At 63.6% G+C, this 26,146-nt stretch carries 27 protein-coding genes; 16 read left to right on the plus strand and 11 right to left on the minus strand.

All coding sequences use genetic code 11. From position 1 onward, the window contains the following. Positions 1-12: 12 nt before the first annotated feature. Both ISN75_RS05350 and ISN75_RS05355 read left to right on the plus strand, forming a co-directional pair. Positions 13-1,422, plus strand: coding sequence for an aspartate aminotransferase family protein (locus ISN75_RS05350; RefSeq protein ID WP_167252143.1), 1,410 nt, complete (start codon positions 13-15; stop codon positions 1,420-1,422). Between the two features lie 587 nt (positions 1,423-2,009). Next, complete coding sequence (locus ISN75_RS05355) at positions 2,010-3,746, plus strand: YadA family autotransporter adhesin (RefSeq protein ID WP_343820788.1); 1,737 nt, start codon at positions 2,010-2,012, stop codon at positions 3,744-3,746. A 188-nt stretch (positions 3,747-3,934) separates the two neighbouring features. Here the strand turns inward: ISN75_RS05355 and ISN75_RS05360 are convergent, their stop codons facing one another. Further along, the gene (locus ISN75_RS05360; protein WP_168649092.1) at positions 3,935-4,747 is read right to left on the minus strand and encodes a fimbrial protein; all 813 of its coding nucleotides are present in this window, start codon (positions 4,745-4,747) and stop codon (positions 3,935-3,937) included. A 106-nt stretch (positions 4,748-4,853) separates the two neighbouring features. Here ISN75_RS05360 and ISN75_RS05365 point away from each other — a divergent pair, with 106 nt between their 5' ends. Continuing rightward, positions 4,854-5,021 carry a hypothetical protein gene (locus ISN75_RS05365; protein ID WP_168649093.1) on the plus strand — a complete coding sequence of 56 codons (168 nt, stop codon included), beginning with the start codon at positions 4,854-4,856 and terminating at the stop codon, positions 5,019-5,021. Positions 5,022-5,237: 216 nt separating this feature from the next. Here the strand turns inward: ISN75_RS05365 and ISN75_RS05370 are convergent, their stop codons facing one another. Further along, on the minus strand, positions 5,238-6,692 hold the full coding sequence (locus ISN75_RS05370; protein WP_343203542.1) for a sensor histidine kinase: 1,455 nt from the start codon (positions 6,690-6,692) through the stop codon (positions 5,238-5,240). Beyond that, entirely contained in the window at positions 6,689-7,369 is a 681-nt protein-coding gene (locus ISN75_RS05375; protein ID WP_168649094.1) for a response regulator, read from the minus strand. Before ISN75_RS05375 ends, ISN75_RS05370 begins: the two co-directional genes overlap by 4 nt. 207 nt (positions 7,370-7,576) lie before the next feature. Here ISN75_RS05375 and ISN75_RS05380 point away from each other — a divergent pair, with 207 nt between their 5' ends. The 7 genes from ISN75_RS05380 (at position 7,577) to ISN75_RS05410 (ending at position 15,497) form a co-directional block, all read left to right on the plus strand. Continuing rightward, positions 7,577-8,242, plus strand: coding sequence for a PepSY-associated TM helix domain-containing protein (locus ISN75_RS05380; RefSeq protein ID WP_167252140.1), 666 nt, complete (start codon positions 7,577-7,579; stop codon positions 8,240-8,242). Positions 8,243-8,259: 17 nt separating this feature from the next. Continuing rightward, positions 8,260-8,775, plus strand: coding sequence for a DUF2271 domain-containing protein (locus tag ISN75_RS05385; protein ID WP_168649095.1), 516 nt, complete (start codon positions 8,260-8,262; stop codon positions 8,773-8,775). Positions 8,776-8,811: 36 nt separating this feature from the next. Next, a complete protein-coding gene (locus ISN75_RS05390; protein ID WP_168649096.1) occupies positions 8,812-9,624 on the plus strand; it encodes a DUF4198 domain-containing protein in 813 nt (270 codons plus the stop codon). 8 nt (positions 9,625-9,632) lie between these two features. Further along, positions 9,633-10,589: an FAD:protein FMN transferase gene (locus ISN75_RS05395; RefSeq protein WP_168649097.1), complete on the plus strand. Its 957-nt coding sequence runs from the start codon at positions 9,633-9,635 to the stop codon at positions 10,587-10,589. Beyond that, the gene (locus tag ISN75_RS05400) at positions 10,586-12,193 is read left to right on the plus strand and encodes a flavodoxin domain-containing protein (RefSeq protein WP_168649098.1); all 1,608 of its coding nucleotides are present in this window, start codon (positions 10,586-10,588) and stop codon (positions 12,191-12,193) included. Before ISN75_RS05395 ends, ISN75_RS05400 begins: the two co-directional genes overlap by 4 nt. Before the next feature lie 176 nt (positions 12,194-12,369). Further along, positions 12,370-14,601: a M1 family metallopeptidase gene (locus ISN75_RS05405; RefSeq protein WP_343820784.1), complete on the plus strand. Its 2,232-nt coding sequence runs from the start codon at positions 12,370-12,372 to the stop codon at positions 14,599-14,601. Next, on the plus strand, positions 14,601-15,497 hold the full coding sequence (locus tag ISN75_RS05410; RefSeq protein WP_343820782.1) for a hypothetical protein: 897 nt from the start codon (positions 14,601-14,603) through the stop codon (positions 15,495-15,497). The genes ISN75_RS05405 and ISN75_RS05410 overlap by 1 nt, the downstream gene beginning before the upstream one ends. Before the next feature lie 198 nt (positions 15,498-15,695). Here ISN75_RS05410 and ISN75_RS05415 read toward each other — a convergent pair whose 3' ends face one another. After that, positions 15,696-15,950 (minus strand): hypothetical protein, encoded by a 255-nt coding sequence (locus ISN75_RS05415; RefSeq protein WP_343820781.1) that lies wholly within the window; start codon positions 15,948-15,950, stop codon positions 15,696-15,698. A gap of 185 nt (positions 15,951-16,135) precedes the next feature. Between ISN75_RS05415 and ISN75_RS05420 the strand changes: the two genes are divergently transcribed. From ISN75_RS05420 to ISN75_RS05435, 4 genes are all read left to right on the plus strand, one after another. After that, positions 16,136-16,777 carry a TetR/AcrR family transcriptional regulator gene (locus ISN75_RS05420; protein WP_343820780.1) on the plus strand — a complete coding sequence of 214 codons (642 nt, stop codon included), beginning with the start codon at positions 16,136-16,138 and terminating at the stop codon, positions 16,775-16,777. A gap of 140 nt (positions 16,778-16,917) precedes the next feature. Further along, positions 16,918-17,754, plus strand: a complete 837-nt coding sequence (locus tag ISN75_RS05425; protein ID WP_343820778.1) for an oxidoreductase — start codon at positions 16,918-16,920, stop codon at positions 17,752-17,754. After that, on the plus strand, positions 17,751-18,752 hold the full coding sequence (locus tag ISN75_RS05430) for an NADP-dependent oxidoreductase (protein ID WP_343820776.1): 1,002 nt from the start codon (positions 17,751-17,753) through the stop codon (positions 18,750-18,752). The genes ISN75_RS05425 and ISN75_RS05430 overlap by 4 nt, the downstream gene beginning before the upstream one ends. Positions 18,753-19,448: 696 nt before the next feature. Continuing rightward, the gene (locus ISN75_RS05435) at positions 19,449-21,341 is read left to right on the plus strand and encodes a PAS domain S-box protein (protein ID WP_343820775.1); all 1,893 of its coding nucleotides are present in this window, start codon (positions 19,449-19,451) and stop codon (positions 21,339-21,341) included. A gap of 474 nt (positions 21,342-21,815) precedes the next feature. Here ISN75_RS05435 and ISN75_RS05440 read toward each other — a convergent pair whose 3' ends face one another. The 5 genes from ISN75_RS05440 to ISN75_RS05460 all read right to left on the minus strand — a co-directional run bounded on the left by ISN75_RS05440 (position 21,816) and on the right by ISN75_RS05460 (position 24,264). After that, entirely contained in the window at positions 21,816-21,962 is a 147-nt protein-coding gene (locus ISN75_RS05440) for a hypothetical protein (RefSeq protein WP_343820774.1), read from the minus strand. A gap of 334 nt (positions 21,963-22,296) precedes the next feature. Then, on the minus strand, positions 22,297-22,701 hold the full coding sequence (locus tag ISN75_RS05445; protein ID WP_423385132.1) for a hypothetical protein: 405 nt from the start codon (positions 22,699-22,701) through the stop codon (positions 22,297-22,299). A 13-nt stretch (positions 22,702-22,714) separates the two neighbouring features. Then, the gene (locus ISN75_RS05450) at positions 22,715-22,954 is read right to left on the minus strand and encodes a hypothetical protein (RefSeq protein ID WP_214572977.1); all 240 of its coding nucleotides are present in this window, start codon (positions 22,952-22,954) and stop codon (positions 22,715-22,717) included. Between the two features lie 801 nt (positions 22,955-23,755). Continuing rightward, on the minus strand, positions 23,756-23,926 hold the full coding sequence (locus ISN75_RS05455; protein WP_343820770.1) for a hypothetical protein: 171 nt from the start codon (positions 23,924-23,926) through the stop codon (positions 23,756-23,758). A 116-nt stretch (positions 23,927-24,042) separates the two neighbouring features. Continuing rightward, positions 24,043-24,264 carry a hypothetical protein gene (locus ISN75_RS05460; protein ID WP_343820768.1) on the minus strand — a complete coding sequence of 74 codons (222 nt, stop codon included), beginning with the start codon at positions 24,262-24,264 and terminating at the stop codon, positions 24,043-24,045. A gap of 206 nt (positions 24,265-24,470) precedes the next feature. On the opposite strand from ISN75_RS05460, the gene ISN75_RS05465 reads away from it, so the two are divergent. Continuing rightward, positions 24,471-24,776: a hypothetical protein gene (locus ISN75_RS05465; protein ID WP_343820767.1), complete on the plus strand. Its 306-nt coding sequence runs from the start codon at positions 24,471-24,473 to the stop codon at positions 24,774-24,776. A 319-nt stretch (positions 24,777-25,095) separates the two neighbouring features. Beyond that, positions 25,096-25,308 carry a cold-shock protein gene (locus ISN75_RS05470; protein ID WP_343820765.1) on the plus strand — a complete coding sequence of 71 codons (213 nt, stop codon included), beginning with the start codon at positions 25,096-25,098 and terminating at the stop codon, positions 25,306-25,308. A gap of 97 nt (positions 25,309-25,405) precedes the next feature. On the opposite strand, the gene ISN75_RS05475 is transcribed toward ISN75_RS05470, so the two are convergent. Both ISN75_RS05475 and ISN75_RS05480 read right to left on the minus strand, forming a co-directional pair. Next, positions 25,406-25,642, minus strand: coding sequence for a hypothetical protein (locus ISN75_RS05475; RefSeq protein WP_423385133.1), 237 nt, complete (start codon positions 25,640-25,642; stop codon positions 25,406-25,408). A gap of 41 nt (positions 25,643-25,683) precedes the next feature. Continuing rightward, positions 25,684-25,905 carry a TonB-dependent receptor gene (locus ISN75_RS05480; RefSeq protein ID WP_214572983.1) on the minus strand — a complete coding sequence of 74 codons (222 nt, stop codon included), beginning with the start codon at positions 25,903-25,905 and terminating at the stop codon, positions 25,684-25,686. Between the last annotated feature and the right edge of the window lie 241 nt (positions 25,906-26,146).

Genomic DNA, 26,146 nt, shown 5'->3' on the forward strand with positions numbered 1-26,146 from the left:
TCGGATTTCTCGATGAACGCTTACGACCCCAACGCCGCCACCGGTGTGATTCCCGACGCGCAGCTGCTGGCCGACGAGGCGCAGTACAGCTCCTTCGGCGACACCGTGCACTATGTGGACCCGCCGAAGATCTTCCGCCACGGCCAGGGCAGCTGGATGTACGACACCGCCGGCGTGCCGTTCCTCGACCTGCAGATGTGGTACTCCGCGGTCAACTTCGGCTACGGCAACAAGCGCCTCAACGACACCTTGAAGGCGCAGATCGACACGCTGCCGCAGGTGGCCAGCCAGTACCTGCACCAGACCCGCATCGAGCTGGCCAAGACGATTGCCGTCGATGCGCAGCAGAAGTTCGGCCTGAAGGGCCGCGTGCACTTCAACGTGGGCGGCGCGCAGGCGGTCGAGGATTCGCTCAAGCTGGTGCGCAACTACAAGAACGGCAAGAGCCTGATGTTCGCCTTCGAGGGCGGCTACCACGGCCGCACGCTCGGCGCGTCGTCGATCACCTCCAGCTACCGCTACCGCCGCCGCTTCGGCCACTTCGGCGAGCGCGCAATGTTCATCCCGTTCCCGTATCCGTTCCGCCGCCCGAAGGGCATGACGCCGGAGGAATACTCCGACGCCTGCGTGCGCCAGTTCGAGCGCCTGTTCGAGACGGAGTACAACGGCGTGTGGGACCCCAAGGTCAACCAGGCCGAATACGCCGCCTTCTACGTGGAACCGATCCAGGGCACCGGCGGCTACGTCATTCCGCCGAAGAACTTCTTCAAGGACCTGAAGAAGGTGCTGGACAAGTACGGCATCCTGATGGTGGTCGACGAGATCCAGATGGGTTTCTGGCGCACCGGCAAGCTGTGGTCGATCGAGCACTTCGGCGTGACGCCGGACGTGATCGTGTTCGGCAAGGCGCTGACCAACGGCCTGAATCCGCTGTCCGGCCTGTGGGCGCGCGAGGAGATGATCAATCCGGAGATCTTCCCGCCGGGCTCCACCCACTCCACCTTCAACTCCAACCCGCTCGGTACGTCGCTGGGCCTCGAAGTCATCAAGATGGGCTACGAGCTCGACTACGAGACCAACGTGGCGAAGAAGGGCGCGCACTTCCTGGACGCGCTGAAGGACCTGCAGAAGCGCCACAAGGAAATCGGCGACGTCGACGGTCTTGGCCTGGCGCTGCGCGCGGAAATCTGCACCGACGACGGCTTCACCCCGAACAAGGCGCTGCTGGACAAGATGGTCGACATCGGCCTGGCCGGCGACCTGGAGCACAACGGCAAGAAGATCGGCCTCGTGCTCGACGTGGGCGGCTGGTACAAGAACGTGATCACCTTCGCGCCCTCGCTGGACATCACGCACGAAGAGATCGACCTGGCCATCGCGCTGCTGGATCAGCTGCTGACCAAGGCCAAGAAGTCGATGTAAGGCTTTGCCGCCGCGGATGTGCCATGCGCGTCCGCGGCGGTGGGTGAGAAGTTTTTTTGTCGATATTTCCCATGCAGGGGAAGCTGGCAAGCAAGGCGGCGCTTCGGTGCCGCCTTTTTTTGTGCGCGAGTGGACGCCTTATTTTCCATGGCGAGTTTTCCCGCTGAGAGCGATATGTGAATTCGTCCATCGCATGGGCGCGTTTTTACTAATTATCCGAATTCGCATTCGGTGAGCGGTTATCTGATTTTTTCCCGTTCCTTTCCCACCTAGCATCAAGTCTCCACATGCGCCGGGATGCGCGGAGGGGCGCGATATCTGTTTCCACGGCGGGGTTGCACCGGTCCATCAAAAAGGCCGGATGTGGAGTTGTGCACGCTAATAACGGGAGATCTGGAATGAATGGGTTTTATCGCGCTTTTCGATATACAAGAAATACACGGAGCATGCTTGCGCCGGCACAGCGAGGGCAGGGAGACCGGCGAAGAGGTTTTCGGCAGCGGCGGCGCCTTCCCTTGACAGGGGCGGGCCTGTGGCTCATCGGGGCCGCGCTGGCAGCGCATGCGCCCGCTGGCCGCGCGAGGGAAATGCTCTATATCAATGACAACGACGACACCAGCTGCGGCGTGTTCAACGAATCCCTCGGCAGCCAGATAGCCAGCGCGGTCTGCAATATCGGCAGCCTTGCCGAGCTGCGCGCGCAGGGCGTGGTGGTCGGGGCGATGGTCGTCAACAGCAAGGGTACGTTCGTCAATGGCGGGCTTTCGATCGGCGGCGCGTTCGATGTGGGGTCGAACCAGATCCACGCCCTGCAGGCCGGCACCTTGGCCACCGACGCCACCAATGTCGGCCAGTTGTCGCCGATGGTGGATGCGCTCGGCGGCGGAGCGAAGCTCGATACCTCCAGCGGCGCCGTGTCCGGTCCCGCCTATGTGCTGGCCAATGGCGGCACGCGCACCACGGTAGGCGGTGCCTTGAGCGGGCTCGATGGCGCCATCACCGACAACAAGGACAACATCACCGGCTTGCAGAGCCTGATCGCGCAGGATGCGCTCAGCGGGACGATCCGCCTGGGCGGGACGCTGGGCGGCAACGCGGTCGACCTGTCCAGCAAGAGCGGCGGCAGGACGCAGACACGCCAGTTGACCGGCTTGTCCGAAGGCGCCCTGTCGAGCATCAGCACGGATGCGGTGACCGGCGCCCAGCTCCACGCCACCAATCAGAACGTCGCCGGCAACCGCAGCGACATCAGCCTGCTGCAGAACCGCATCGATAACGGCCTCGCCGGCCTGGTGCTGCAGGACGCAGCCACGCGAACCGTCACCGTGGCTGCCGCCAGCGATGGCGGCGCGGTCGACTTCACCGGCACCGACGGCGTGCGCGTGCTCAGCGGCGTCGCCGACGGCAAAGCTGATCATGATGCGGTGACGATCGCTCAATTGAAGGCGGTAGGCCTGGTCGGCCCGGAGGGCAACACGCTGGCCGCACTGGTGTACGACGACCTCGCGCTGGGCAGCGCCACCCTGGGCGGCACGCATGGCACGGTGATCCGCAATCTCGCGGCCGGCACGGTGGCGCTGGGCAGCATGGAGGCCGTCAACGGCGGCCAGCTCTACGACCTGCGGGTGGAGTTGGGCGATCAGATCGGCGTGTTGAATGGCCGCGTCGATACGCTCAACGTGAAAGTCGACGCGCTCCATCCGGTGCTGGTTAAGGACCCGGTTCCCGGGGGCAGGAACGAACCCGCCATCGCGCCGGGCACGGCACCTGGCAGTACCGCCGTCGGTGCCGGCGCTGGCGCTACCGGAAGCGGCAGCACCGCGGTGGGCACGGGCGCAAGCGCGACGGGTACCGACAGCACGGCGCTCGGCTCGAACAGCACCGCCAGCGGCAACGGTGCCGTGGCGGTAGGCGCTCACTCGGTGGCCGACCGCGACAACACCGTCTCGGTCGGCTCAGCCGGCAACGAACGCCAGATCGCCAACGTGGCCGCCGGCACGGGGCGCACCGACGCGGCGAACTGGGGCCAGGTCCAGGACGCCGTGCGTGAAGTGCAGCACTGGGTGCGCGACCGCTTCCGGCAGGCGAGCCGGCTGGCCAATGCCGGTACGGCAGCGGCGCTGGCGGCGACCAACGTGCCGCAGGCCTACGCGCCCGATCAAAGCGCGCTCGGTGCGGGCATCGGCAGCTTCAAGGGACAGTCGGCACTGGCGGTAGGCCTGTCGACGATCACGCCGGGCGGCCGCTGGGTGCTCAAGGGTAGTCTCACCGGCAATACACAAGGTGATGTGGGGATGGGGGTGGGCGCGGCGATGGTTTGGTAGTCCCGGCCTGCCTCAAGCTTGCTATCTTGGATCGGGCGTCTCGGCGTCCGGTCTCATGCGGAGTGCAATGAATCGTTGAGGCCTTCCATGGCGAAGGCCTCAATCCATAGTTGATAGGTTATGAGTATCCGATTTTGTGATCGGATCTGCCCGATGGTGTCTCGTTCCCCGATCGATGCGGTTTTGCTTCACTGGTAAGAGAAGGTGAACGTAGTCCTGGCATTGACCGCGCCAACGGGAAACTGAGCTCCGGGATTATGGGCATAGAACGCCCTGAAATTCAGGCTCATTGCGCCATTTGGTGTACTTCCGATCTTGATCTGATTGATGGTGCCAGCAGTTGGAGAATCCGGCCCCAGCTTTATTCGTATCTGCTCATCAGCCGAGCTTCTGTACTGGATTCCCACTCCGTAGGTATCGCCTGCATTGGGTGCACCTGTGGCCCTGACTATTTCGCCCGTGTTGGCTGGATTGTTCGCATCGGTGAAAGTCATGAACAACTGCGCACCAGCGGAACAGCTCAGTGAAATACTGAACGGCACGAACCCTGAGCCATAGCCCCCGTTTTCATCGGTGCTGTTGGCGTTTGCAGTAGCTATCGAGATATTGGGAAGAGTCACCGTTTGGGTTGCATTGGTCACGGTGCAAGTCGTGAGAGTGGGTTGTGCGATGGTGTAGCTAATGGTGATAGCGCTGGTGTCTGCGTTCTGATTGGCCCACGCTTGGTTATAGACGCGCGTATAGAGCTTGATGGATTGCGATCCGGCGACGGGCTTTTCGGTTACTTTGACGAGTTCGAGCGCCCCATGCCAACTGAAACTGGTTTGCCCCGCCGGTGCAGCTCCGAGGTTTGCCGCGTTCGCCGTGCCGCCTACCGTGCCTATGGGCATTGCATTACCCGAGGCGTCCAGGATGCGAAAGCCGATACCCGAGGGGCCGCCGGAGATGGTGTAGACATTGCTCAACCCTGGAACGGCCGTGACGGCTTCGTAGCCTCCCATGGCCCACGACTGTCCGCCGGTGATGGTTGTAGAGGGACAGCTCACGGAGAGTGATATCGACTGCTTTCCTCCGGGAATGGCCGCACCCAGTGGAAGGTCCCGCGGAATGTTCAAATTGGAAAGACTTACGCTCGATCCGAGCGTCGGTGTGCCGGTTCCCCTGCAATCCGAGGTTGCTGCGTGCGCGAACTTTGGCGCCAGGGAAGTCACGCCGATCAAGGCGGCAATGACGAGCTGTTTTATGACCGATCGCATGGACGTGGAGGCCCTCTGAATGGATTGAGCCGTTTGTAGTGCAGGCACGGACGCTCGTCGTGACCAGGCTGATCACGCGTCCAGATTCGTGTAGGGATTTTCTTGAGAATGGAAACGTTAGCGCGGCGATCAGGCTTATCAAACCGGAAAATTCTTCAATAAGAAGGCGCAACGATTCTTCCAGAAATCCGCTGAAGCGTTGATTCCGAGGCCGCGGAAGCGATCCGGCGAGGCCTCAGGCGTCGCCGTCCTTCCTCGCGGTGCGTGCATGCGGAAACCGCACCTCCACACGCAGGCCGCCTTCGTTGCCCGCCATGTAGCGCACCTGCGCGCGATGGCGCTGGGCGATGCGCTGCACGATCGCCAGCCCGAGCCCGGTGCCTTCCTCGTTGCAGCCCGGCACACGGAAGAAACGCTCGCCAAGCCGCGCGAGGAAGGCCGGCGGTACGCCGGGGCCGTTGTCCTCCACGCTGAGGCAGGCGCTGTCCTCGTCGTCGGCCACGCCCACCGTCACCATGCTGCCGCGGCCGGCATAGCGCAGTGCGTTGTCGAGCAGGTTGTCGAGCAGCTCCTGCAGGGTGATGCGGTCGCCGTCGATCCACACCGGACCTTGCGGGCCGTCGTAGCCCAGGTCCACACCGGCGGCCAGCGCTTCATGCACGCGCAGGGCGAGCAGTTCCGGCATCAGGCGGCAGAGATCGATCAAGCCGTGCGGGTCGCCGGTCTGATCGGGCGACTGCGCACGGGTGAGTGCCAGCAGCTGTCCCGAGGTGCGCGTGGCGCGCTGGGTCAGGCGCAGGATGTGGTCCAGCGCATCGTTCACCGTTTCCCGCGACGGGTCGGCCTGCGCGCGTTCCACATGCACGCGCAGGCCCGCCAGCGGCGTGCGCAGCTGATGCGCGGCGTCGGCGATAAAGCGCTCCTGCAACGTGAGCATGGCGCGCAGGCGCGCGAACAGGCCGTCGATGGTGCGGGTCAGCGGCAGGATCTCCACCGGCACGTCGGCATCGCCGATCGGCGCCAGATCGTGCTCGCGCGCGGCGAGGCGCGCGGTCAGCGGGTCGAGCTGGCGCAGGCCGATGCGCACGCCGAACCACACCAGCACGAAGACCGACGCGATCAGCAGCGCCTGCGCGGGAATGCTCAGCAGCAGGATCTCACGCGCATTCTGGCGGCGATCGCGCAGCGTCTCGGCCAGGGTGACGGTGAGCGTGTCGCCGGCTTCGTGCGTGCTGTCGATCACCACGCTGGCGGCGCGCAGCTTGCGGCGGTCCACCACCGCATCGAACAGCTTCGGCTCGCCGTTCACCGCCAGCGACAGGCGCGAGGGCGGCACCAGGGTCGAGGTACCCGCGATCAGGCCGTGATGCTCGCTGACGATGCTGAAGTAATTGATGTTGTTGTGGCCCTCGGGGTCGTACTGCAGCAGGAACTTGGCCTGCTCCGAGATCGGCCCGTCCATGCCCATCTGCAGCATGCGCGCCACGGTTTCGGCGCCGCCGGCCAGGTCGCGGTCGTGCACGTGGTTGGAATAGACCAGGGCGCCGGTGTAGGTGACCAGGCTTTCCAGCAGCAGCATCAGCATCAGCGGCACCAGCAGGAACGCGAGCAGGCGCCGGCGCAGGCTCTGCCGGCCATCCGGCTCCAGCAGGCGGTACAGCCAGGGCTGCGCGTCGGGCGCTTCGCTCACTCCGCGCCTTCCTTCGATTCCTCCAGCAGATAGCCCAGGCCGCGGATGGTGCGCACCTGGGTGCCGGAACCGGAAAGCTTGCGGCGCAGGCGGTAGATGGCGATGTCCAGGCCGTTGTCAGTCAATTCCTCGTCCCAGTTGCACAGCGCTTCCACCAATTGCGCGCGGCTGGTGACGCGGTCCGGACGCGCGGCCAGCGCTTCGAGCAGGCCGAATTCGCGCGCGGTCAGCTCCAGCGGCGCGTCGTCCACCCAGGCGCGATGGCCGGGCAGGTCCAGGCGCAGCCGGCCGATGCTCATTTCCGGCGCGCCCTGCGCCGTGTAGCGGCGCAGCAGGGCGCGCACGCGGGCTTCGAATTCGGCCAGGGCGAAGGGCTTGACCAGGTAATCGTCGGCGCCCAGGTCCAGCACGCGCACGCGTTCGCGCAGGCCTTCGCGCGCGGTGATCACCAGCACCGGCAGGCCGGCGCCGCGCTTGCGCAGGCGCTGCAGCACTTCGCTGCCATCCAGGTTGGGCAGGCCCAGGTCCAGGATCAGCAGATCGTAGGGGGTGTCGCGCAAGGCGCTGTCGGCGCGCGCGCCGTCGTTGACGTGGTCCACCGCATGGCCGCTCTGGCGCAGCGAGGCGCAGACGCCGGCGGCGATGGCAGGGTCGTCCTCGGCGATCAGGATGCGCATGCGGGGCTCCTGTCGGCATGCGCCGGGCGGCGCGGGGGCTTGAGTGAATTGCGAGTCATTCTCATCTGTGACAGTATCCGTGCCCGGCCGCATCTCGGCGGCCCGATCGCCCGGCAGCTTAGCGCCCGGACCGATCACTGGGACAGATCGCACGCGGCGCCGTTCATCGCCGGCCAGCGATACCCGCACTTCTTTACGGGCACACGCATGGGCAGGCAGGCGGCAACAGGGGCACACGACGGGCGGAGCCGGGTCTCACAGGATCGGGCGGGACGTTCGTTCTGGCTCAAGCAACTGCATCGCTGGCACTGGATCAGTTCCGCCATGTGCCTGGTCGGCATGCTGCTGTTCGCCGTCACCGGCATCACCCTCAATCACGCCGCCCGCATCGAGGCGAAGCCGCGCACCGAACATCGCGCGGCGCAACTGCCCGCGCCGCTGCTGCGCGCGCTGGCCGGCGAGGACGAACGCAAGGGCGCCGTGCTGCCCGTCGTCGTGGCCGATTGGGTCCGTGGCGCGGTGGATGTCGACGTCGCCGGCCGCCCCGCCGACTGGTCCGCCGACGAGATCTACCTGTCCATGCCGCGCCCCGGCGGCGACGCCTGGCTCAGCATCGACCGCGCCAGCGGCAAGCTGGAATACGAGCGCACCACGCGCGGCTGGATCTCCTATCTCAACGACCTGCACAAGGGCCGCAACGCCGGCCCGGTGTGGGGCTGGTTTATCGACCTGTTCGCGCTGGCCTGCGTGGTGTTCTCCGTCACCGGCCTGCTCCTGCTGAAAATGCATGCCGCCCAGCGCGGCGCCACCTGGCCGCTGATCGCGTTCGGGCTGGTGCTGCCGCTGGTGCTGGCCCTCATCTTTATTCACTGACACCGAAGGAGCGCCCGATGCGCCGCCTGCTCTACACCATGCCCGTCCTGCTGCTCGCCGCGCCGGCGGCGGCGGCCGATCTCGACGTCACCGTGCAGATCCCGCAACTGGACGTCGCCGAGTACCACCGCCCTTACACCGCGGTGTGGATCGAGCGCGAGGACCACAGCGTCGCCGCGCAGCTGGCCGTGTGGTACGCGCAGAAGGAAAGCAAGGAAGGCGCCGGCACCAAGTGGCTGCCAGAACTGCGCCAGTGGTGGCGCCGCGGCGGCCGCGAGCTGCAGATGCCGGTGGACGGCGTCTCCGGCGCCACGCGTCCGGCCGGCGCGCAGCAGCTGAAGTTCAAGCAGGGCAAGGCGCCGCTGGGCGAGCTGGCGCCCGGCAAGTACGAGCTGGTGGTGGAAGCGGCGCGCGAAGTCGGTGGCCGCGAAGTGGTGCGCGTGCCGTTCACCTGGCCGGCCGCCGCGCCGCAGCACCTCGATGCCAGGGGCAGCGCCGAACTGGGCGCGGTCAAGCTCGATCTGGCGCCCTGAGCGCGGCGTTTCCCTCTTCATTGCAAGGAGTCACTCATGTCGCTTCGTTCGTTCTCCCTGTCCGCGCTCGCCCTGGCTCTCTGTCTGCCGTTCGCTGCGCAGGCGCACAAGATGTGGATGCTGCCCTCGGCCACCAATGTCTCCGGCGCCGATCCGTGGGTGACGGTGGATGCCGCCGTATCCAACGACCTGTTCTTTCCCGACCACGTGCCGGGCGACCTGTCGCGCCTGGTCATCACCGCGCCGGACGGCCAGATGGCCAAGGCCGAGAACAGCGTCACCGGCAAGTACCGCAGCGTGTTCGATGTGCATCTGACCCAGCAGGGCACCTACAAGCTGGCCCTGGTGAATGCCGGCGTGTTCGCCAGCTACGAGCTGGGCGGCGAGAAGAAGCGCTGGCGCGGCGACGCGGCGAACCTGGCGAAGGAGCTTCCCGCCGGTGCGAAGAACGTGGAAGTGAACGAGTCGGTTAACCGCGTGGAAACCTTCGTCACCAACGGCAAGCCCAGCGACGCCGCCCTCAAGCCCGGCGGCAAGGGCCTGGAGCTGGTGCCGGTCACCCACGTCACTGACCTCGTCGCGGGCGAAGGCGCCACTTTCCAGCTGCTGCTGGACGGCAAGCCGGCCGGCGACGTGAAGGTCACCGCCATCGCGGGTGCCACGCGCTACCGCAACGCGCAGGACGAGTTCGACGCCACCACCGGCAAGGACGGCAAGTTCACCCTGACCTGGCCCAAGGCCGGCATGTACTGGATCAACGCCAGCACGCAGGACGACAAGACCAGCGTGAAGCAGGCCAAGCAGCGCCGCCTGTCGTATACGGCGACGCTGGAAGTGCTGCCGCAGTAAACCGCGCGATGACGGCAGCGGCGCACGCCGTGCACGAGCTGCACGGCCACACCATGGGCACCACCTGGTCGGCGCGCGTCGTCGCGCCGGCCGGTCTGCCCATGCGCGAGTGGCAGGACGGCGTGCAGCGCTGCCTCGATGGCGTCGATGCGCAGATGAGCACCTACAAGCCGGACTCCGCGCTGTCGCGCTACAACGCGGCGCCAGCCGGCACCTGGCAGACCTTGCCGGAGGAGTGCTTTGCGGTGATCGCGCATGCCTTGCGGCTGGCGCAGGCGACGGGGGGCGCCTACGACCCGACCGTTGGACCGCTGGTCAATCTCTGGGGCTTCGGTCCGGACGCGCAGCCCGGGCAGACGCCATCCGACGCAGCCATCACCGCCGCGCGCGAACGCATCGGCTGGTGGAAACCGCAACTCGACGAAGCGGCGCGGCAGATCTTCCAGCCCGGCGGCGTCTATATCGATCTCTCGTCGATCGCCAAGGGCCATGGCGTGGATCGCATCGGCGACTGGCTCGACCAGGCCGGCGCACAGGCGTGGCTGGTGGAAGTCGGTGGCGAGATGAAGGCGCGCGGCACAAAGCCTGACGGATCGCCTTGGCGTGTCGGCATCGAGCGTCCGGATGGTTCCGGCGCCTACGATCACGTGATTGCCTTGCGTGGATGCGCCATCGCCACATCCGGCAACTATCGGCGCAGCTACATGCAGGGCGGCGCGCTGCGCTCGCATCATATCGATCCGCGCACCGGCTATCCGGTGGCGAGCGCGGTGGCGTCGGTGAGCATTCTCGCCGCATGCGCCATCGATGCCGATCCGCTCGGCACCGCCATGACCTTGCTGGGGCCGGACGATGGCCTGGCATTCGCACGCGAGCGCGAGCTGGCCGTGCTGTTCGTGCTGCATGGCGAACGCGGCTGGCAGACGCGCATGTCGCCGGCCTTCGAAGCGGCACTGCGCGCGTGACGAAGCCGGTCGCTGCCAGCCGGGGCGAGGCGCTTGGCTATGCGCTGGTGTTGCTGCCGCTGCTCGCGCTGGCGGCGTGGTTGTTTTCGTTGCATGCCGGCGCGTTGCAGTGGCGTGATCCCGGAGCGCTGCGCTGGCTGGAAGCATCGGCGAGCGTGCTCGCATGGCTGGCTTTGATCGCTGCGCTGCATTGGCATCGCCGCAAGCCGGATGCCAACGATGCGGCAAGCGCCGACGCGCTTTTGATCGCCTGCGCCAGCCAGACCGGCTTCGCCGCGCAGCTGGCGAGCCAGACCGCGGAAAGCTTGCGCACTGCCGGCATGCCGGTGCGTCTGGTGCCACTGGGCACGCTCGACGAAGCAGCATTGCGCAGCGCCGGCCGCGTGTTGTTCATCGTCAGCACCACGGGCGAGGGCGACGCACCGGACGAAGCAGCCGCCTTCGAACGAGGCTGCCTCTCCCATATCGGCAATCTTGCCGGCCTGCGCTACGGCCTGCTCGCCCTGGGCGACAGCGACTACGCCGACTTCTGCGGCTTCGGCCACCGCCTGCGCCATTGGCTGGCGCAATCCGGCGCGCAGCCGCTGTTCGATCCGGTGGAAGTGGACAACGGCGACGCCGGCGCGCTGCGCCATTGGCAACACCATCTGGCCATGCTCAGCGGCGCCACCGAGATGCCCGATTGGCAACGGGCGCCGTATGGAAGCTGGCGGCTGGCCGAGCGCCGGTTGCTCAATCCGGGCAGCCTGGGTGGCCCTTGCTTCCATCTCGCCTTGCGGCCGGAAGATGGCGCGCTGGCATGGGAAGCCGGCGACATCGCGGAGATCGAACCGCGCCATGCCGCGGATACGGTGTGTCGATGGCTGGCCGCCACCGGATTCGATGGCACGACCGTGGCCGGCAACGAAACCTTGCTGGACCGCCTCGCGCGCAGCCATCTCCCCGAACCCGCGGACGTCGCCGGCCTCGACGCGGCAAGCCTCGCCGCGCAACTGCAGGCATTGCCGCATCGCGAATACTCCATCGCCTCGATTCCCGCCGACGGTGCGCTGCACCTGCTGGTGCGCCGGATGCAACACGGCGACGGGCGCGCGGGCCTGGGCTCCGGTTGGCTGACGCAACATGCGCAGTTGGCTTCGCCCATCGCACTGCGCATCCGCGCCAACCCCTCGTTCCGCCCACCGGCCGCGGAGTTGCCGCTCATCCTGATCGGCAACGGCACCGGCCTGGCCGGCCTGCGCGCACTGCTGAAGGCGCGCATCGCCGCTGGCGCGCGCCGCCACTGGCTGCTGTTCGGCGAGCGCCAGCCCGATCGCGATTTCTTTCACCGCGACGAACTCGAACGCTGGCAGCGCGAAGGCTGGCTGGAACGGCTGGACCTGGCCTGGTCGCGCGAACCTGCGGCGCCGGCCTATGTGCAGCAGCGCGTGCGCGAGTCCGCCGCGCTATTGCGGAGCTGGGTCGAACAAGGCGCAGCGATCCGCGTATGCGGCAGCCTCGCCGGCATGGCGCCGGCCGTGGACGAAGCCCTGCGCGAGGTCTTGGGCGACGAGCGGCTCGAGCAGATGCGCATGGATGGACGCTACCGAAGAGACGTCTACTGAAGGCGCAGGTTGGGGTGAGCCGCAGGCGAACCCCAACCATGCGATGCGCCAAGGGCGGGCCTGTTGGGGTTCGCCTGTGGCTCACCCCAACCTGCGTGTCTTAAGCGTGACCTTTGGCCTATGCCTCGACCCGTGCCCATGGCGCAACCTGCCGTATCACCTGGGGAGAGACAAAGATGGTGGGACGAGGGGGCAGGACCATAGGACTGCTGCTGGCGCTGGCCGCCGCATGGGCAGTGCTCGCACAGGACGCACCGGCACCGGCGAGCAGCAGCCCGCCAGCGCAGCCGGCAGCGGCGCCGGCACCCGCCGCGCCAGCCGAGATTCCGCTCGCCGGCGCCAACGCCGCCGGTGCGCGCCAGGCCAGCGCGCCGAATGCATGGGGCGGCGAACGCAGCGGGAATGAGCCGACGCTGTCCGACCGCGTGGTCGGCTACCGCATCGACGCGGAGCTCGATGCCGCCAAGCACGCCGTCACCGGCAGCGAGCAGATGACCTGGCGCAACCGCAGCGACCGTCCGGTGCGCAGCGTCTACCTGCATCTGTACCTCAACGCCTTCAAGAACGAAGGCAGCACCTTCTTCACCGAACGCCACGTGCTTACCGCGCACGGACGCTCGCGCGGCGCGGCGACGCTCAAGAAAGGGCAGTGGGGCTATATCGATCTCAAGCGCGTGCAGCAGGGCAGCGCGGCGCTGAAGTGGAGCTTCGTGCAGCCGGACGGCGGCCCGAAGACCGATCAGACCGTGGTGCGCGTGGACCTGGCCCAGCCGGTCGGCGCGGGCGAAACGCTGACCCTGGATATCGACTTCCTCAGCCAGTTGCCGCGCGTGGTCGAGCGCACCGGCTGGTGGGGCGATTTCAATCTGGTTGCGCAGTGGTTCCCGAAGATCGCGGTGCTGGAACTGCCGGGCGAGCGCGGCGCCGGGGAAGTGCGCTGGAACGCCCACGAATTCCATTTCAACAGCGAGTTCTACGCCGACTTCGGCAGCTACGACGTGCGCCTCACCGTGCCCTCCGACTACACCGTCGGCGCGGTTGGCGAACAGCAGGGTGCGCCGACCCAGGCCAATGGCAAGAGCACCTATCACTTCGTGCAGGGCGACGTGCACGACTTCGCCTGGGTCGCCGCCAAAGGCTATCAGACGCTGGACGGCAGCTTCACCGGGCCGGGCGTGCCCAAGGTTGCCGTGCGCGTGATCTATCCGCCGGAATACAAGGCCAGCGCGCAGCCGGTGCTGAAGGCGACCACCGATTCGCTGGAGTTCTTCTCGCGCACGCTCGGCGCGTATCCGTACCGCACCGTCACCGCGGTGGTGCCGCCGTACAACGGCGCCGAAGCGGGTGGCATGGAATACCCGACCTTCTTCACCGCGGAAGGTTATTCCAAGATCGACGCGCAGACCTCGGACCAGTGGGAAATCGACTTCGTCACCATCCACGAATTCGGCCACGGCTATTTCTACGGCCTGCTCGCCTCGAACGAATTCGAGGAGCCGATGCTCGACGAAGGCCTCAACGAGTATTGGGACGAGCGCATGCTGCGCGAGCGCAACCAGCCGATCCTGGTGCCCAGCTCGTTCGCCGCGCGCATCGGCATCCATCCGTCGATGGACGTGTTCGTGCAGGAGCGCCTCGGTGCCGGGCTGAAGTCGCCGTACGACCCGCTGTCGGAGAACGCGTGGAACCGCTTCTCCAGCAGCAGCTACGGCACGGTCTATTCGCGCACCGCCACGGCCATGCACGACCTGGAAGAGCGCCTGGGCAAGCCGGTGATGGAGAAGGCCTTCCGCGAGTATTACCGGCGCTGGCACTTCCGCCATCCGTCGGTGGCGGATCTGCGTGCCGTGCTGATCGATGTGTCCGGCGACGCGAAGAACGTCAACGAGATCTTCGACCAGTACGTCTACGGCACCTCGTTCATCGACGACCGCATCGCCTCGATCGACAACGACGAAGTGCTGCCGCAGGCCGGCGTGTTCGACAAGGACGGCAAGCGCGACGAAGTCGTCGCGGACGACCTGGAAAAGCAGCTCGACAAGCAGCGCGAGGGCTGGGAGAAGGCGCATAAGAACGCCAAGTCGTGGGAGGGGCCGTTCCCCTGGCGCGGCACGGTGACGGTGGTGCGCGAGGGCGCACCGGTGCCGCAGCTGCTGCGGGTGACGTTTGCCGACGGCAGCCACGAGGACGTGCGCTGGAACGACAACCGCCGCTGGGCGCGCTTCGTGTTCGACAAGCCGTCGAAGCTGGTCTCGGCCGAGCTCGATCCGGAGCACAAGATCCTGCTCGACGCCGACAAATTGAACGACAGCCGCACCACCAAGGCGAACGCCGCGGCCTCGCGCCGCTGGACGTCCGATATGGCAGCGCTGCTGCAGGCTTTCTACTCCTTCCTGGTGACGCTGTGATGGCCTTCAAGAACTCCCGTCGGGTTTCCCTGGGCGCCTTGTTCGGCGCTCCCGTGGCCGCGCTGCAGTGGCGGCTGTTGCTGCTATGGACGCTGCTGCTGTTGCTGCCCACCGTGGTGGCAGCGCTGCCGCTGCTGCGCACGCTCAGCCAACTGCTGGATCACTCCGTGCATGCCGAGGCCTGGGCGCAGCACTTCGATGCGCTGATGTTCGGCGACACCGTGCGCAGCGTGATGAACAACGGCAGTGGCGTGCAGGGCGGTTTTATCGCCGGTGCGGTGCTGACCGTGCTGCTGGCGCCACTGCTCAATGGCATGGCGGTGGGCGCCGGCCGCGCCGGGCGGCCGCTGGGTTTCGGCCATCTGCTGCAGAGCGGGGTGGTGGAGTACGGCCGCATGTTCCGGCTGATGCTGTGGACGGCGCTGCCGTATGCCGCGGCGCTGTGGGCGGTGAAGTGGAGCATGGATCTGCTGGACGACAAGACCGAGGTGGCGGTACTGGAGTCGCAGGCGCAGGCGTCGACGCATTGGCTGCTGGCGCTGGCGGTGTTGTTTGTGGTGCTGGCGCAGGTGATCGCTGATTCGGGGCGCGCGGCGTTTATCGCCGACGTTGGCTTGCGCTCGGCGACCAAGGCGTTGTGGCGCGGGTTTGTGCAACTGGTGCGCAGGCCTTTCAGCAGTTTGCTGGTTTATGTGGTGGTGACGGTGGTGGGGTTTGGGGTTGCGTTTGCGTTGGGGGTGGCGCGGGTGCATGTCACTGCGGTGGGGGTTGGCGTTTTGCTGGGGTTTTTGCTGATGCAGGTGGCGGTGATGGCGATGGCTTGGGCGCGGGTGGGGAGGGTGTTTGCGTTGGCGGAGGTGGGGCGTTCATTGGATGGGCGGCGCGCCACCTTTTGATCGTCATTCCGGCGTAGGCCGGAATCCAGTAACTGTTTCGCCTGGTTGTCGCATTGCGGTTGGTTGTCTCGCCTTTGGCGAGGGTTTCGCCCCGCTGCCGCGGGGCGAGTTACTTTTTCTCTGCGTGCCCAAAGTCAAGTCTATATAAACCTTTCGCAAGCGCGAAAAAAAGCGGCCATCAGGCCGCTTTGTAGTGTCTCAGTTTGCAGCGCTTGGTGGACCAGAGAACACCCGAAGGTGTCCTTGTCCCACCAGGAAATTCTTGTAGCAGGCAAGCGTGACATTCCAGGCCTCCCGCGCAACGGCGGGGCCTTTTTCGATGACCTTTCCGTTTTCGTCGATAATAGCGAGCGCCGCTTTGTGTCCCTCCAAAGTTTCAGCAGAAAGGCCTTCGAAGCAGACCGCGGTAAGGACGGCCTGAGTCAGGCCGCCGGTTGAGGGAATACCGATCATGCGTGCTCCAGCAAAGGGGGGGGAGGGGTACGAGCGTTTCGGCGAAGGTCACCAGGAGGGGGTGACATACACGAGCGCGGTCATGGTGACGACGACAAGCAGCATTACGCTCGTCTCGATCTCGAGCAAGGAGAGGCCGTTCTGAATGGAGGTTCTCAGAACAGCGGGGGGCTGCATATCCAAATTTGAAGCAGCGTTCAGGTATCGCTTGCATTCCGGCCAAGAACGAATATGATGTTCATCATATGAAGCGAATAACTACCCGATCCAAGGAAGCTACGCACGAGCGCATCGTCGAAACCGCCGCGCGCGCCATCCGCCGCAGTGGGTATGACGGCACCAGCGTCGCCGACATCATGAAGGAAGCTGGCCTAACGCATGGTGGGTTCTACGCCCATTTCGCTTCACGTGAGGCGATGCTGGCTGAGGCGGCGGATCGCGCAGGCGCCGAGGCGGTCGCCGCCTCTGCGCACATCGCCGCCTCGGCGCCGCCGGAGCAGGCATTGCAGCGATTGCTGAGCGCTTACCTGTCAAAAGAGCACGTTAAAAGTCCAGAGCTGGGCTGTCCCGTCGCGGCGCTCGGTTCGGAGATGCCGCGCCAGGCGCAGGAGGTGCGTCGAGCCGCAACGCGCCGAATCAAGGAAATGATCGATGTGATTGCTCGTCAATCGCCCGATTGGGGGCAGCTGGGCGCGCATGAGCATGCCCTGGTCACCGCGGCCACGATGGTTGGCGCGCTGGTCATGGCTCGTGCTGTGGATGATTCAGCGCTCTCCGATGCGTTATTGAAGGCTGCGTTGAATCACCTCGTCCCGGCCGCAGCCTGAGCGGCGCCGCGGCTGAGTTTTTTCGAGCACAAATATGATGATCATCATAATCGGGGGGGGTGAAAGGCGATACCGCGTCGACCTGATAACGCACCACTTCACCTGACCGAGTTCACGGCTACACGTCAAAAGGCATTCCCATGAAACCTAAGAAATCTATCGCGCTGGTCACGGGTGCCTCCTCGGGCATCGGCAAGGCGACGGCGGAGCGCTTAGCCTCCGCCGGCTATACGGTCTACGGCACCAGCAGACGTGCAGCGCAGGTCGGTCAGCTGCCCTTTGCGATGCTGCCGCTGGACGTGACGCGGGACGAGTCGGCGGAAGCCGCGGTCAGAGAAGTGATCCTCCGGGAAAGCCGCATCGATCTACTCGTCAACAACGCCGGCTTCAGCGTCGCGCCGGCCGGAGCGGAGGAAAGTTCGATCGAGCAGGCGCGGGCGATCTTTGATACCAACTTCTTCGGGCTGATCCGCATGACTCGCGCCGTCGTGCCTCATATGCGACGCCAAGGGGGCGGTCGCATCATCAATATCGGCTCCGTACTTGGTTTCCTTCCGATGCCGTACGGGGCGCTCTACGCGGCCACCAAGCACGCGGTCGAAGGCTACTCGGAATCACTCGACCACGAACTGCGAACGCGAGGCATCCGGGTTTCCGTCATCGAGCCTGCGTACACGAAGACGCAATTCGAGGCCAACTTTCTGGAGCCAGATGCCAAGCTTGACGAGTACCGTGAGATTCGCACTGCCCTGGCCGGAAGAACGAAAGAACTCGTCGAGGCGGGAGATAAACCCGATGTTGTTGCCGATACTGTGTTGAAAGCTGCTCTGGCGTCCAATCCGAAGCTACGGTACACCGCCGGCGGCCGAGCGCGCAGCCTGCAGCTCCTTCGCAAATACGCACCCGCCAGCTTGATGGACGCCGGAATTCGAAAAGATCTTCAGCTCGATGCTGTGCGGGCAAGGAGTACGCCATGAAGGCGTTCATCGTAGACCGATACGGAAAAACCGAGACGATGCGGCTCGGCGACATGCCGAAGCCTTTGCTCGGGGATGACGATGTGTTGATCGAAGTCCACGCTGCGGGTGTGAACCTACTGGATTTCAAGATCAAGAGCGGCGAGTTCAAGCTCATCCTGCCCTATCGCATGCCGCTAGTATTGGGCCATGACGTGGCCGGCATCGTGGTTCAAGTGGGATCGCGCGTTCGGCAATTCAACGTAGGCGACGAAGTTTATGCACGAGTGCCTGATCACCGCATCGGTACGTTTGCAGAATTCATCGCCGTGAACGAAAGTGATGTCGCGCCCAAGCCAGGGAATCTCACCATGGAAGAGGCGGCGTCGATCCCACTGGTCGGCCTGACGGCCTGGCAAGCCCTGGTTGAAAGAGTTCGCCTGCAGAAGGGGCAGAAGGTATTTATCCAAGCCGGGTCTGGTGGTGTAGGCAGTTTCGCTATTCAGTTGGCCAAGCATATGGGAGCCACCGTGGCGACCACCACGAGCAGCGCGAATGCGGAGCTGGTGAAGAGCCTCGGGGCGGATGTCGTCATCGACTACCGGAAGGACGATTTTGAGAAAGTGTTGCAGGACTACGACCTGGTCCTGCATAGCCAGAACGCGGAAGCGCTGGAAAAGTCCTTGCGTGTGCTGAAGCCCGGCGGAAATCTTATCTCGATCTCCGGTCCTCCCGATCCCGCATTTGCAAAAGGCATCGGTGCGCCATGGTTCGTCGGGCTCATCGCTCGACTGTTGAGTGCAGGCGTCAGGAAGAGGGCAGTCCGCCGCCATCTGGGGTACTCGTTCCTCTTCATGCGGGCCAACGGGCCTCAGTTGCGAGAGATTGCCCGGCTTGTCGAGGCTGGGGCCATCCGCCCCGTCATGGACCGAGTCTTCCCATTCGAATCGGCGAACGAGGCCTTGGCTTACGTCGAAGCAGGGCACGCAAAGGGCAAAGTCGTTATCAAGATCAAGTGAGTCGGAACGCTTTGTCCGGCACCCATGGAAACTTGTTCGGCACGGCCACGTTGAAGTAGGGGCGTCATCTATCCACGCAATCAGAGTAAATTTATGGCCGGCGAATAGCTCAGACGGATGTCATGGCGTGCTTAGAGCAGTTCAATGAAGGGCGTAAAAGAGAGGTACTGGCTGGGACCTAGAACGCCGTGCTTAAGCGGGGGGCGTAGCGATCGGCAAGGCCCCCATGGCTCATCGGAGCAGAGCGCTTTCGTTGACATTCGCACTCACCGTCAGGAACGACCACTGAGGGGGCTGTTGGGACTGTTGCATGAGTCAAAACGCGTCGCTGCCGTCACGCTTTCCATGCCTGACAGACCGCATCAGACGGGCCCTGGAGGTCTGTGAATGGCTTCGTCGAAATCGACTCCTAAAGGCTGCGCAGGTGCGGCGGGGGTAACTGCGCGGCCTTAGGGGCGTGCCGGCGCTCGCGGTAAGTCAATATCCTTCTGTCGTCGATGGCTGAGTAGCGAACTGGAGCACATAGGCGTTCGCCCATGAAGTGGCCTGCATAATGGGCTTGAGTCCAGTTCACATGTGTACGCCGCAGACACATGACGGCAGCTACGATCACGATTCTTAAGAATCTATTGCATTCATTCGAAAAGCCCTCGAAGAACGCAGTGATTCCACCTCACTTATCTTCCGATTGTTAGCATGAACTCCGTCAACGACTACGCCATCTACATGCTAGATGCCGCCGGCGCGGTACGCAGCTGGAGCAAAGGAGCGGAACGTTGTGAAGGCTACGGTGCACAGGAAATCCTCGACGCGCCGTTCGAAACCTTCTTCGTGCCCGAAGACCGCGCGCTGGGCTTGCCCGCGGAGATTCTCGCCAAGGCGCGGGAACAAGGACGCCACGACCTGGAATGCTGGCAGCTGCGCAAGGACGGCAGCCGCTTCTGGGCGCAGGTAACGGTGGATCCGGCCTGCGGCGATGACGGCGAGCACGCCGGCTACGCCACGCTGGCGCGCGATCTGACCGTGACCAGGCAGGCGGCGGAAGATCTGCGCCGCAGTGAGGAACAGTTCCGCACCCTGGTGCAGGGTGTCACCGATTACGCGATCTATCTGCTGGATCCGGAGGGCAAGGTATCGAGTTGGAATGCCGGCGCCCAGCGCATCAAGGGCTATGCGCCGCGCGAAATCATCGGCAAGCATTTCTCCACGTTCTATACCGACGAGGACCGCGAGAGCGGATTGCCCGCCAAGGGGCTGGCCACCGCCGCGCGCCTGGGACGCTTCGAGAACGAAGGCTGGCGCGTGCGCAAGGACGGCAGCCGCTTCTGGGCGCATATCGTGATCGACCGCATCCTGGACGACCACGGACGGCACGTGGGCTACGCCAAGATCACCCGCGACATCACCGCCCGGCGCGAGGCCGAGCAGGAGCTGGCGAACACGCGCGAGGCGCTGTTCCACGCGCAGAAGATGGAAGCCGTGGGCCAGCTCACCGGCGGCATCGCACACGATTTCAACAATTTGCTGATGGCCATCATCGGCAATCTGGAGCTGCTGATCCGACGCCTGCAGCACGATCCTTCCAGCGTGGCCTTGCTCAACAATGCGCTGTCCGGCGCCGAGCGCGGCGCCACGCTGACCAAGCGCATGCTGGCGTTTGCGCGGCGGCAGGAGCTGAAGCCGGCCGCGCTGGATCTGCGTCCGCTGGCGCGCAACCTGGTCGGACTGATGGAACGCTCGCTGGGGCCGCACATCGGCGTCGACCTGGCGTTTCCGATCTCGCTGGATCGCGTGCTGGTCGATGCCAACCAGCTGGAGCTGGCCATTCTCAACCTGGTGATGAATGCGCGCGATGCGATGCCGGAAGGCGGCCGCGTCACGCTGGGCGCGCAGTCGGTGCAGGTGGACGAAGGCCATGCGGTGGGCCTGGCGCCCGGCCGCTATGTCTGCCTGTCGGTGACCGACGAAGGGCAGGGCATGGATGCGGCCACGCTGGAACGCGCCACCGAGCCGTTCTTCACCACCAAGGGCGTAGGCAAGGGCACCGGCCTGGGTCTATCGATGGTGCATGGCCTGGCTGAGCAATCCGGCGGGCGGCTGGTGCTGCGCAGCGAAGCGGGCAAGGGCGCCCGGGTCGAGGTTTGGCTGCCGGTGGCACCTTCGGCAGCACAAGGGGATACGGCACCGTCGCCGATGGACGAGCCTTCGCGCAACGGCCAGTTGCGCGTGATGCTGGTGGACGACGATCCGCTGATCCTGGCTACCACCGCGGCGGTGCTGGAGGACATGGGGCATTTGATCTATGAAAAGTCATCAGCGAATGAAGCGTTGCAAGCCCTGTTTGACGGTGTCGAGGCTGACCTATTGATCACTGATCAGGTGATGCCTTCTATGCAGGGACATGAGCTCCTCGCGGAGTTGCGTACGCAATGGCCACAATTGCCGGCGATCCTCGCGTCAGGTTATACGGAGACGCCGCTGGGGTTGCCGGGGAACGTGGTGCGCTTGGTCAAACCTTATAGCCGGGCAGAGCTGCTCCAGGCGATTGATAAGGCAATCCTATCAATTGCCGGATACCGTCATGGTTAGCCTTTGAGGCTGGCGATTCTTCGCCCTTCATGCAAGAGCCTACTCACTAATACGTAAGCAGTCTTATGTGTGGCCGGCAGAGCATACAGATAGGGAGCGGGAAAGTGTGTGCTGGCGTCCGTAAGCGCACGGCGTCTCGCGTCCTTTCGATGCTTGCGCATAAGGGTCTCATTATGGCCATTCTTATTTTCTTTCGGAATTCGGCGACGCACCGATGCGATAGATTGGTGAACCTTGATCGTGCTTAATGAGATTCGTGCAAAGTAATAGTCAACCTTCCCTTGTCGCCGACAATAACCATGATGGCTGGGACTCTATCGGCAGAAAGGCTATGGACTAACCTTCTACGAGCGCTAGGTAGGTCTGACTAGTTTCGGGGGAGGTATGGCGAGGATGGGAGTGCCAATCCATCGCTACCCAACTTTGAATCCATGCCGGGAAAGGCTAAGGATCCCCGGCACGGGACTGCCGCGATCAGTCGTCCAGGTCGTCACTGCGCACGATCGCAACGCGATTGGTCGCAGCGCTGTCGATGGTGGCACTGCTCTTGAGGTCGAAATTGCCGTCTCCATTCATGTGGAAGATCGAGACATGGGACGCCGAGCCATTGGCGTCGATCACTGCGGCAAGGTTATCGCGATAGGTAATATCTGTCGGACTACCATTGAACAATGCGACGACTGCCGCGTCCTGTGTGATCGCTTAGCCATGAACGGTGTAGCGAAACACCGAGTGACTGGGTGAATTGGCAGAGAACAGGAACGACCTATCGAGGGCGACCCAGCAAGGCGCCATCTGCGTCCCGGAGCCGGTGACGGTACACACTGAGTCGTCGCGCACCAGGCTGATTTCGTTGGCATGTGCGATGGTGACATACGCATCCTTGCCTCGCGTCGCCAGTCCGAAAGGTGCGTTCACGTTGGCGGGATATGAGCGACCCATTGTGTGGCTCCCGCTACGACTCCCCATCGGTCAGGTTGACCGTCTCGATGGGATTGCCCTTCTCGCTCATGATCAGCTGCCCATCGAGGACGCCGACCTGGGCGGCAGAGCCATCGGCATGCACCAGCTTTGCTTTGCCGTCAGCGATCGGGCTCACGCCAAATCGGTCGATCGGATGCGACTTGATATGGGGCGCGGTAAGAATGTAAAGATGGTGCCGCCCGAACGCGACGCTGATCGGATTGGGATGGGTGTTGAAGTGCGGGGACGATGTCATTCGGCCGAATGACCGCTGTGAGGCGGCAATAGACTGCGTCACATGACGAGTAATGCAACGTGGCGTTCTTCTGATGCCATGTCGGAAAGCGTGCTGTTCGAGTCGGGATACGAGGTCTTTGGCGGAGAGCGAGAGCGGCACTACGTACCTGGGCTTAGTGAAGCGTCGGCGTTTCATGGCGCCGATGGTATTCGTCGATGCTTGCGAAGACCCGCTGCCTGATCAGCTTTTCACAATGAATCTTCCCAAGGCTGCAAATGAAGTAGCTGGTGATGAAAATCACCGCCCCCTCATCATCTTCCAGGCTCGCCGACCAGCTCACATTGCCGCCTTCCCGTTGGTAGGCGACGATGTAGATCAAGTCCCGATAGGAACCTCTGATTTCGTCAGACACGATGACAATCTCCTTCGACTGGAGCGAAGACGAGTCAGTGACCCCAGTCGCAGGTCATGCGCATGACAGGTAGCCAAGGTGCTTCATGGCTCCATACGGTGTAGTCCCTGGAGCCTGTGAGGAACGTTAAACCGGGCGAGGCATTGACACGGGCGGCTTGAGTGTGCAGACCAGGCGTCTATTTTCGGCGAGATCCAGGGGCGAGATCCAGCTTGTTTGGCGCCCTTCCCGGGTGATTCGGATCACGCTTGAAGTGCTGGGACCGGGTGTACTTCGACGTATCGTTCTCGCCTGAACTGTCTTTTTTTGCGGGCACAGTGGCGTAGACGGCATGAATCTCTGCCGCCGTGAAGGGCTTCGAGGGGTGCGCCATGAGGTTCTCTGAGTGAAGGGAGTGCCAGCAACGGGTAGCGTGCCGGGAGACAGATCGCCGAGCCAGGATGGCTACTCGGATGCATCAGACGAAGTCTGCTTCTCAGAGGGAGATGGGCTTTCACGCGCGCGTAGCGACGCGAGTATCTCTGACAGGCGGAATAGCGCTTCCTATGCAGCATAGCTTATCGGCTGACCGGTTGCTGCTGCGTGTAGGACCGACGAGGCGACTTGTTCACGCCAATCGATCAGGGAGTTGCCGTTCGTATGGCCTCCATCCTTCATGCCTTGGCTGCCAGCAAACGCTGGCGGCCTAAGCGTCATCCACAGGATAGGCCGGCGGCATGAAGCTTTGGTCAAGCGGAAACGTGAGCTACGGGGTAAAGCGGAGCCGCATGGAGCGGCTCCGCTTGAGCGGCGCAGCAGGGGTTACTTGCCTTGCTGTTTGCCTTCATCGGACTTGCTTTCCTTGGCATCTTGTCCCTCCTTTCCCTCCTTGGGTCGCTCGTCAGCCCGTTTTTCCGGCGGGTCATTCGCCGGTGATACGGGCGGTGCCTTTTGAGGAGAATCAGGAGTGTTGGGACTGTTCGAGTTGGTCATGTCGTACTCCGAGGCGGCGGATGCCGCTTAGCCACGGTGGCATAGCGAAGGTTGCTCTCGGGTGACGTGCGTGTTGCTGCGATGGATGCGGAACCGTCGAGCAGAATCTATTCAGTTCAACGCCGATGATCCTGCTCACCTAGAGGGATATTTCGCTGATCCGAAACGCCACGTCTGATAGCGGCATCTACGGCGTCGCGCTGGGTAAGAAAGCGCTCCCCAGTGACTCCGAAACGCCCTTTGATGGCTAAGCCATTGCGCAACAACTGCCAATGTCCACGCGACAGTCCGAAGGCATTAGGGCCATCTGCCCACGCATCTATCGAGATGATCGGCATGGGGATTCCTTGTGGCATGCCACGTTGACGCCAGTCCTATGGTGCAGAAGGCGCAAGTGCGAATGCCATCTATTCTAGGTGCTCGCGGACACGAAGCTCACATGCAGGCGTGTAGCGTCCGACTTCAACGCAGCGGGTGTCTGAGTTCTTTCAGGCTTCATGTTGCGTGAGCGCCTCCCGCGTGGCGCTCGCTATGGGAGTACTACATGAACGAAACGCCGAGGCGCGCGACAGTCGGGGTTCCCTGGTTCTCCCGCGATGACTACGAGGCGTTCCGATCGCTACTGCCTCAGCGCAGCTGGCATACGACGTACGACCAGTGGGAACTTGCCGCTAATAAAGTTCTGCACCAGCAACAGTGCGCGGGCGTGCCAACTCTCAAGGTCGACGTACAATCAGCAGCGTTTGCCCTGTGGTGTCGCGATACCGGTCATGACATCAATGCACGCGCACTCGTGGAGTACGCGAGTGCGTTCGCCCGACAGCATTTATTCCAAGACAAAGGACCGTGAGGCGCCTAAATGAAGCCTTTTCAAGCCCAGCAATCAACACGGTGGGCTCACGTTCGCTCGACTGATGGGGGCGACCCAACTCTTTCGAGATCTAGCACCGTGGTGAGTGCGATAGAAGCCGCCCAGTCTGAACGGGCTTGTCGCGCCGTTTGCCCTTTGACGAATTGCCCTGTACCGTGATGCGGCTGAGTTTCGAGGGTCACCATGAATTGTGGCCTGATGCTGTAGATAGCTTTTCACTACACCGTTATTCCCCATCCTCCTTGCGACCAGCTTTTCCGCCGCTATGCGGCCTTACTTGTTCCAAGGAGAAATAAACATGTCCCAGACCGAAACCGGTTCAGTTAAGTGGTTCAACGACGCCAAGGGCTTTGGCTTCATCAGCCGAGATGCAGGTGGTGACGACGTGTTCGTCCACTTCCGCTCGATCCAGTCCTCGGGCTTCAAGAGCCTGGCCGAGGGTCAAAAGGTGTCCTTCACGGTGACGAATGGCCAGCGAGGGTTGCAGGCAGAACAGGTGCAGGCGATCTAAGGATCCTTGCTCGAACGAAAAGAGCCCGGCCTTGTGCCGGGCTTTTTGCTTTAAGCGCACTTGCTGCGCTCAGCGCATTCCTGGAAGGGCGGCAGGATCAGATGCTCTTGGCGTTTGTTGTTCCAGCCACGGGCTCCGTCCTGGCGCCGTCGCGCGATGCCACCTTCTTGGCCTGCTTGTCGTCTTGCTTCTTCTTCTTTGCCATTTCCCGCTGGCGTTTTTCGAAAGAGTAGTTGGTCTTTGCCAATGGAGCGTTCTCAGATGGGGGGCGGTAGAGCGATCGTCGTACTTTACGCGTCAACGAGAGGCGATTGATCCCCAGATCGATTGCCAAGCCAAGGTATATATGAGCGTTGCAGCCAAAAGACCGTGCCCTTAGACCGATCGAGTCCACACAAACTCGATATCGTCCATGACGGCCTGTTGAACCTCTCTCGGCGATACGCCTGAAAGTTCATTAATGCCGCCATGACGCATCCCAAAGAAGATTCCGTCACGCCGGTAGGTTGCGCTCCACCTGACACGATCCATGCGAGTGAGTTCATACTCGCCCTCGTACGTAAAGCCGTTCGTGGTTGTACCGGATATGTTGGTCATGGCAACCTCTTTAGCGAGTGGAAGCTATGCATTCCATGATCTCTCGATAGCTAGGGTGCCTAGATGTCGAGCACGGCAAGGCGAGACCGGCGATGCGTCGTCCATATGCATCAACCGGATGCCTTCCAGAGAGCAGAATTACAGGCCTGTTCCCCAAGCGTGCGCTTGCCTGCGTTACGCTACCGTAACATGTCGTAAAGCCATCGCGCCTGAGGCTACGCCAGACATTCGAACCGATCGC

This window comes from Dyella marensis (genome assembly GCF_049532885.1).
Taxonomy (GTDB): Bacteria; Pseudomonadota; Gammaproteobacteria; order Xanthomonadales; family Rhodanobacteraceae; genus Dyella_D; species Dyella_D marensis.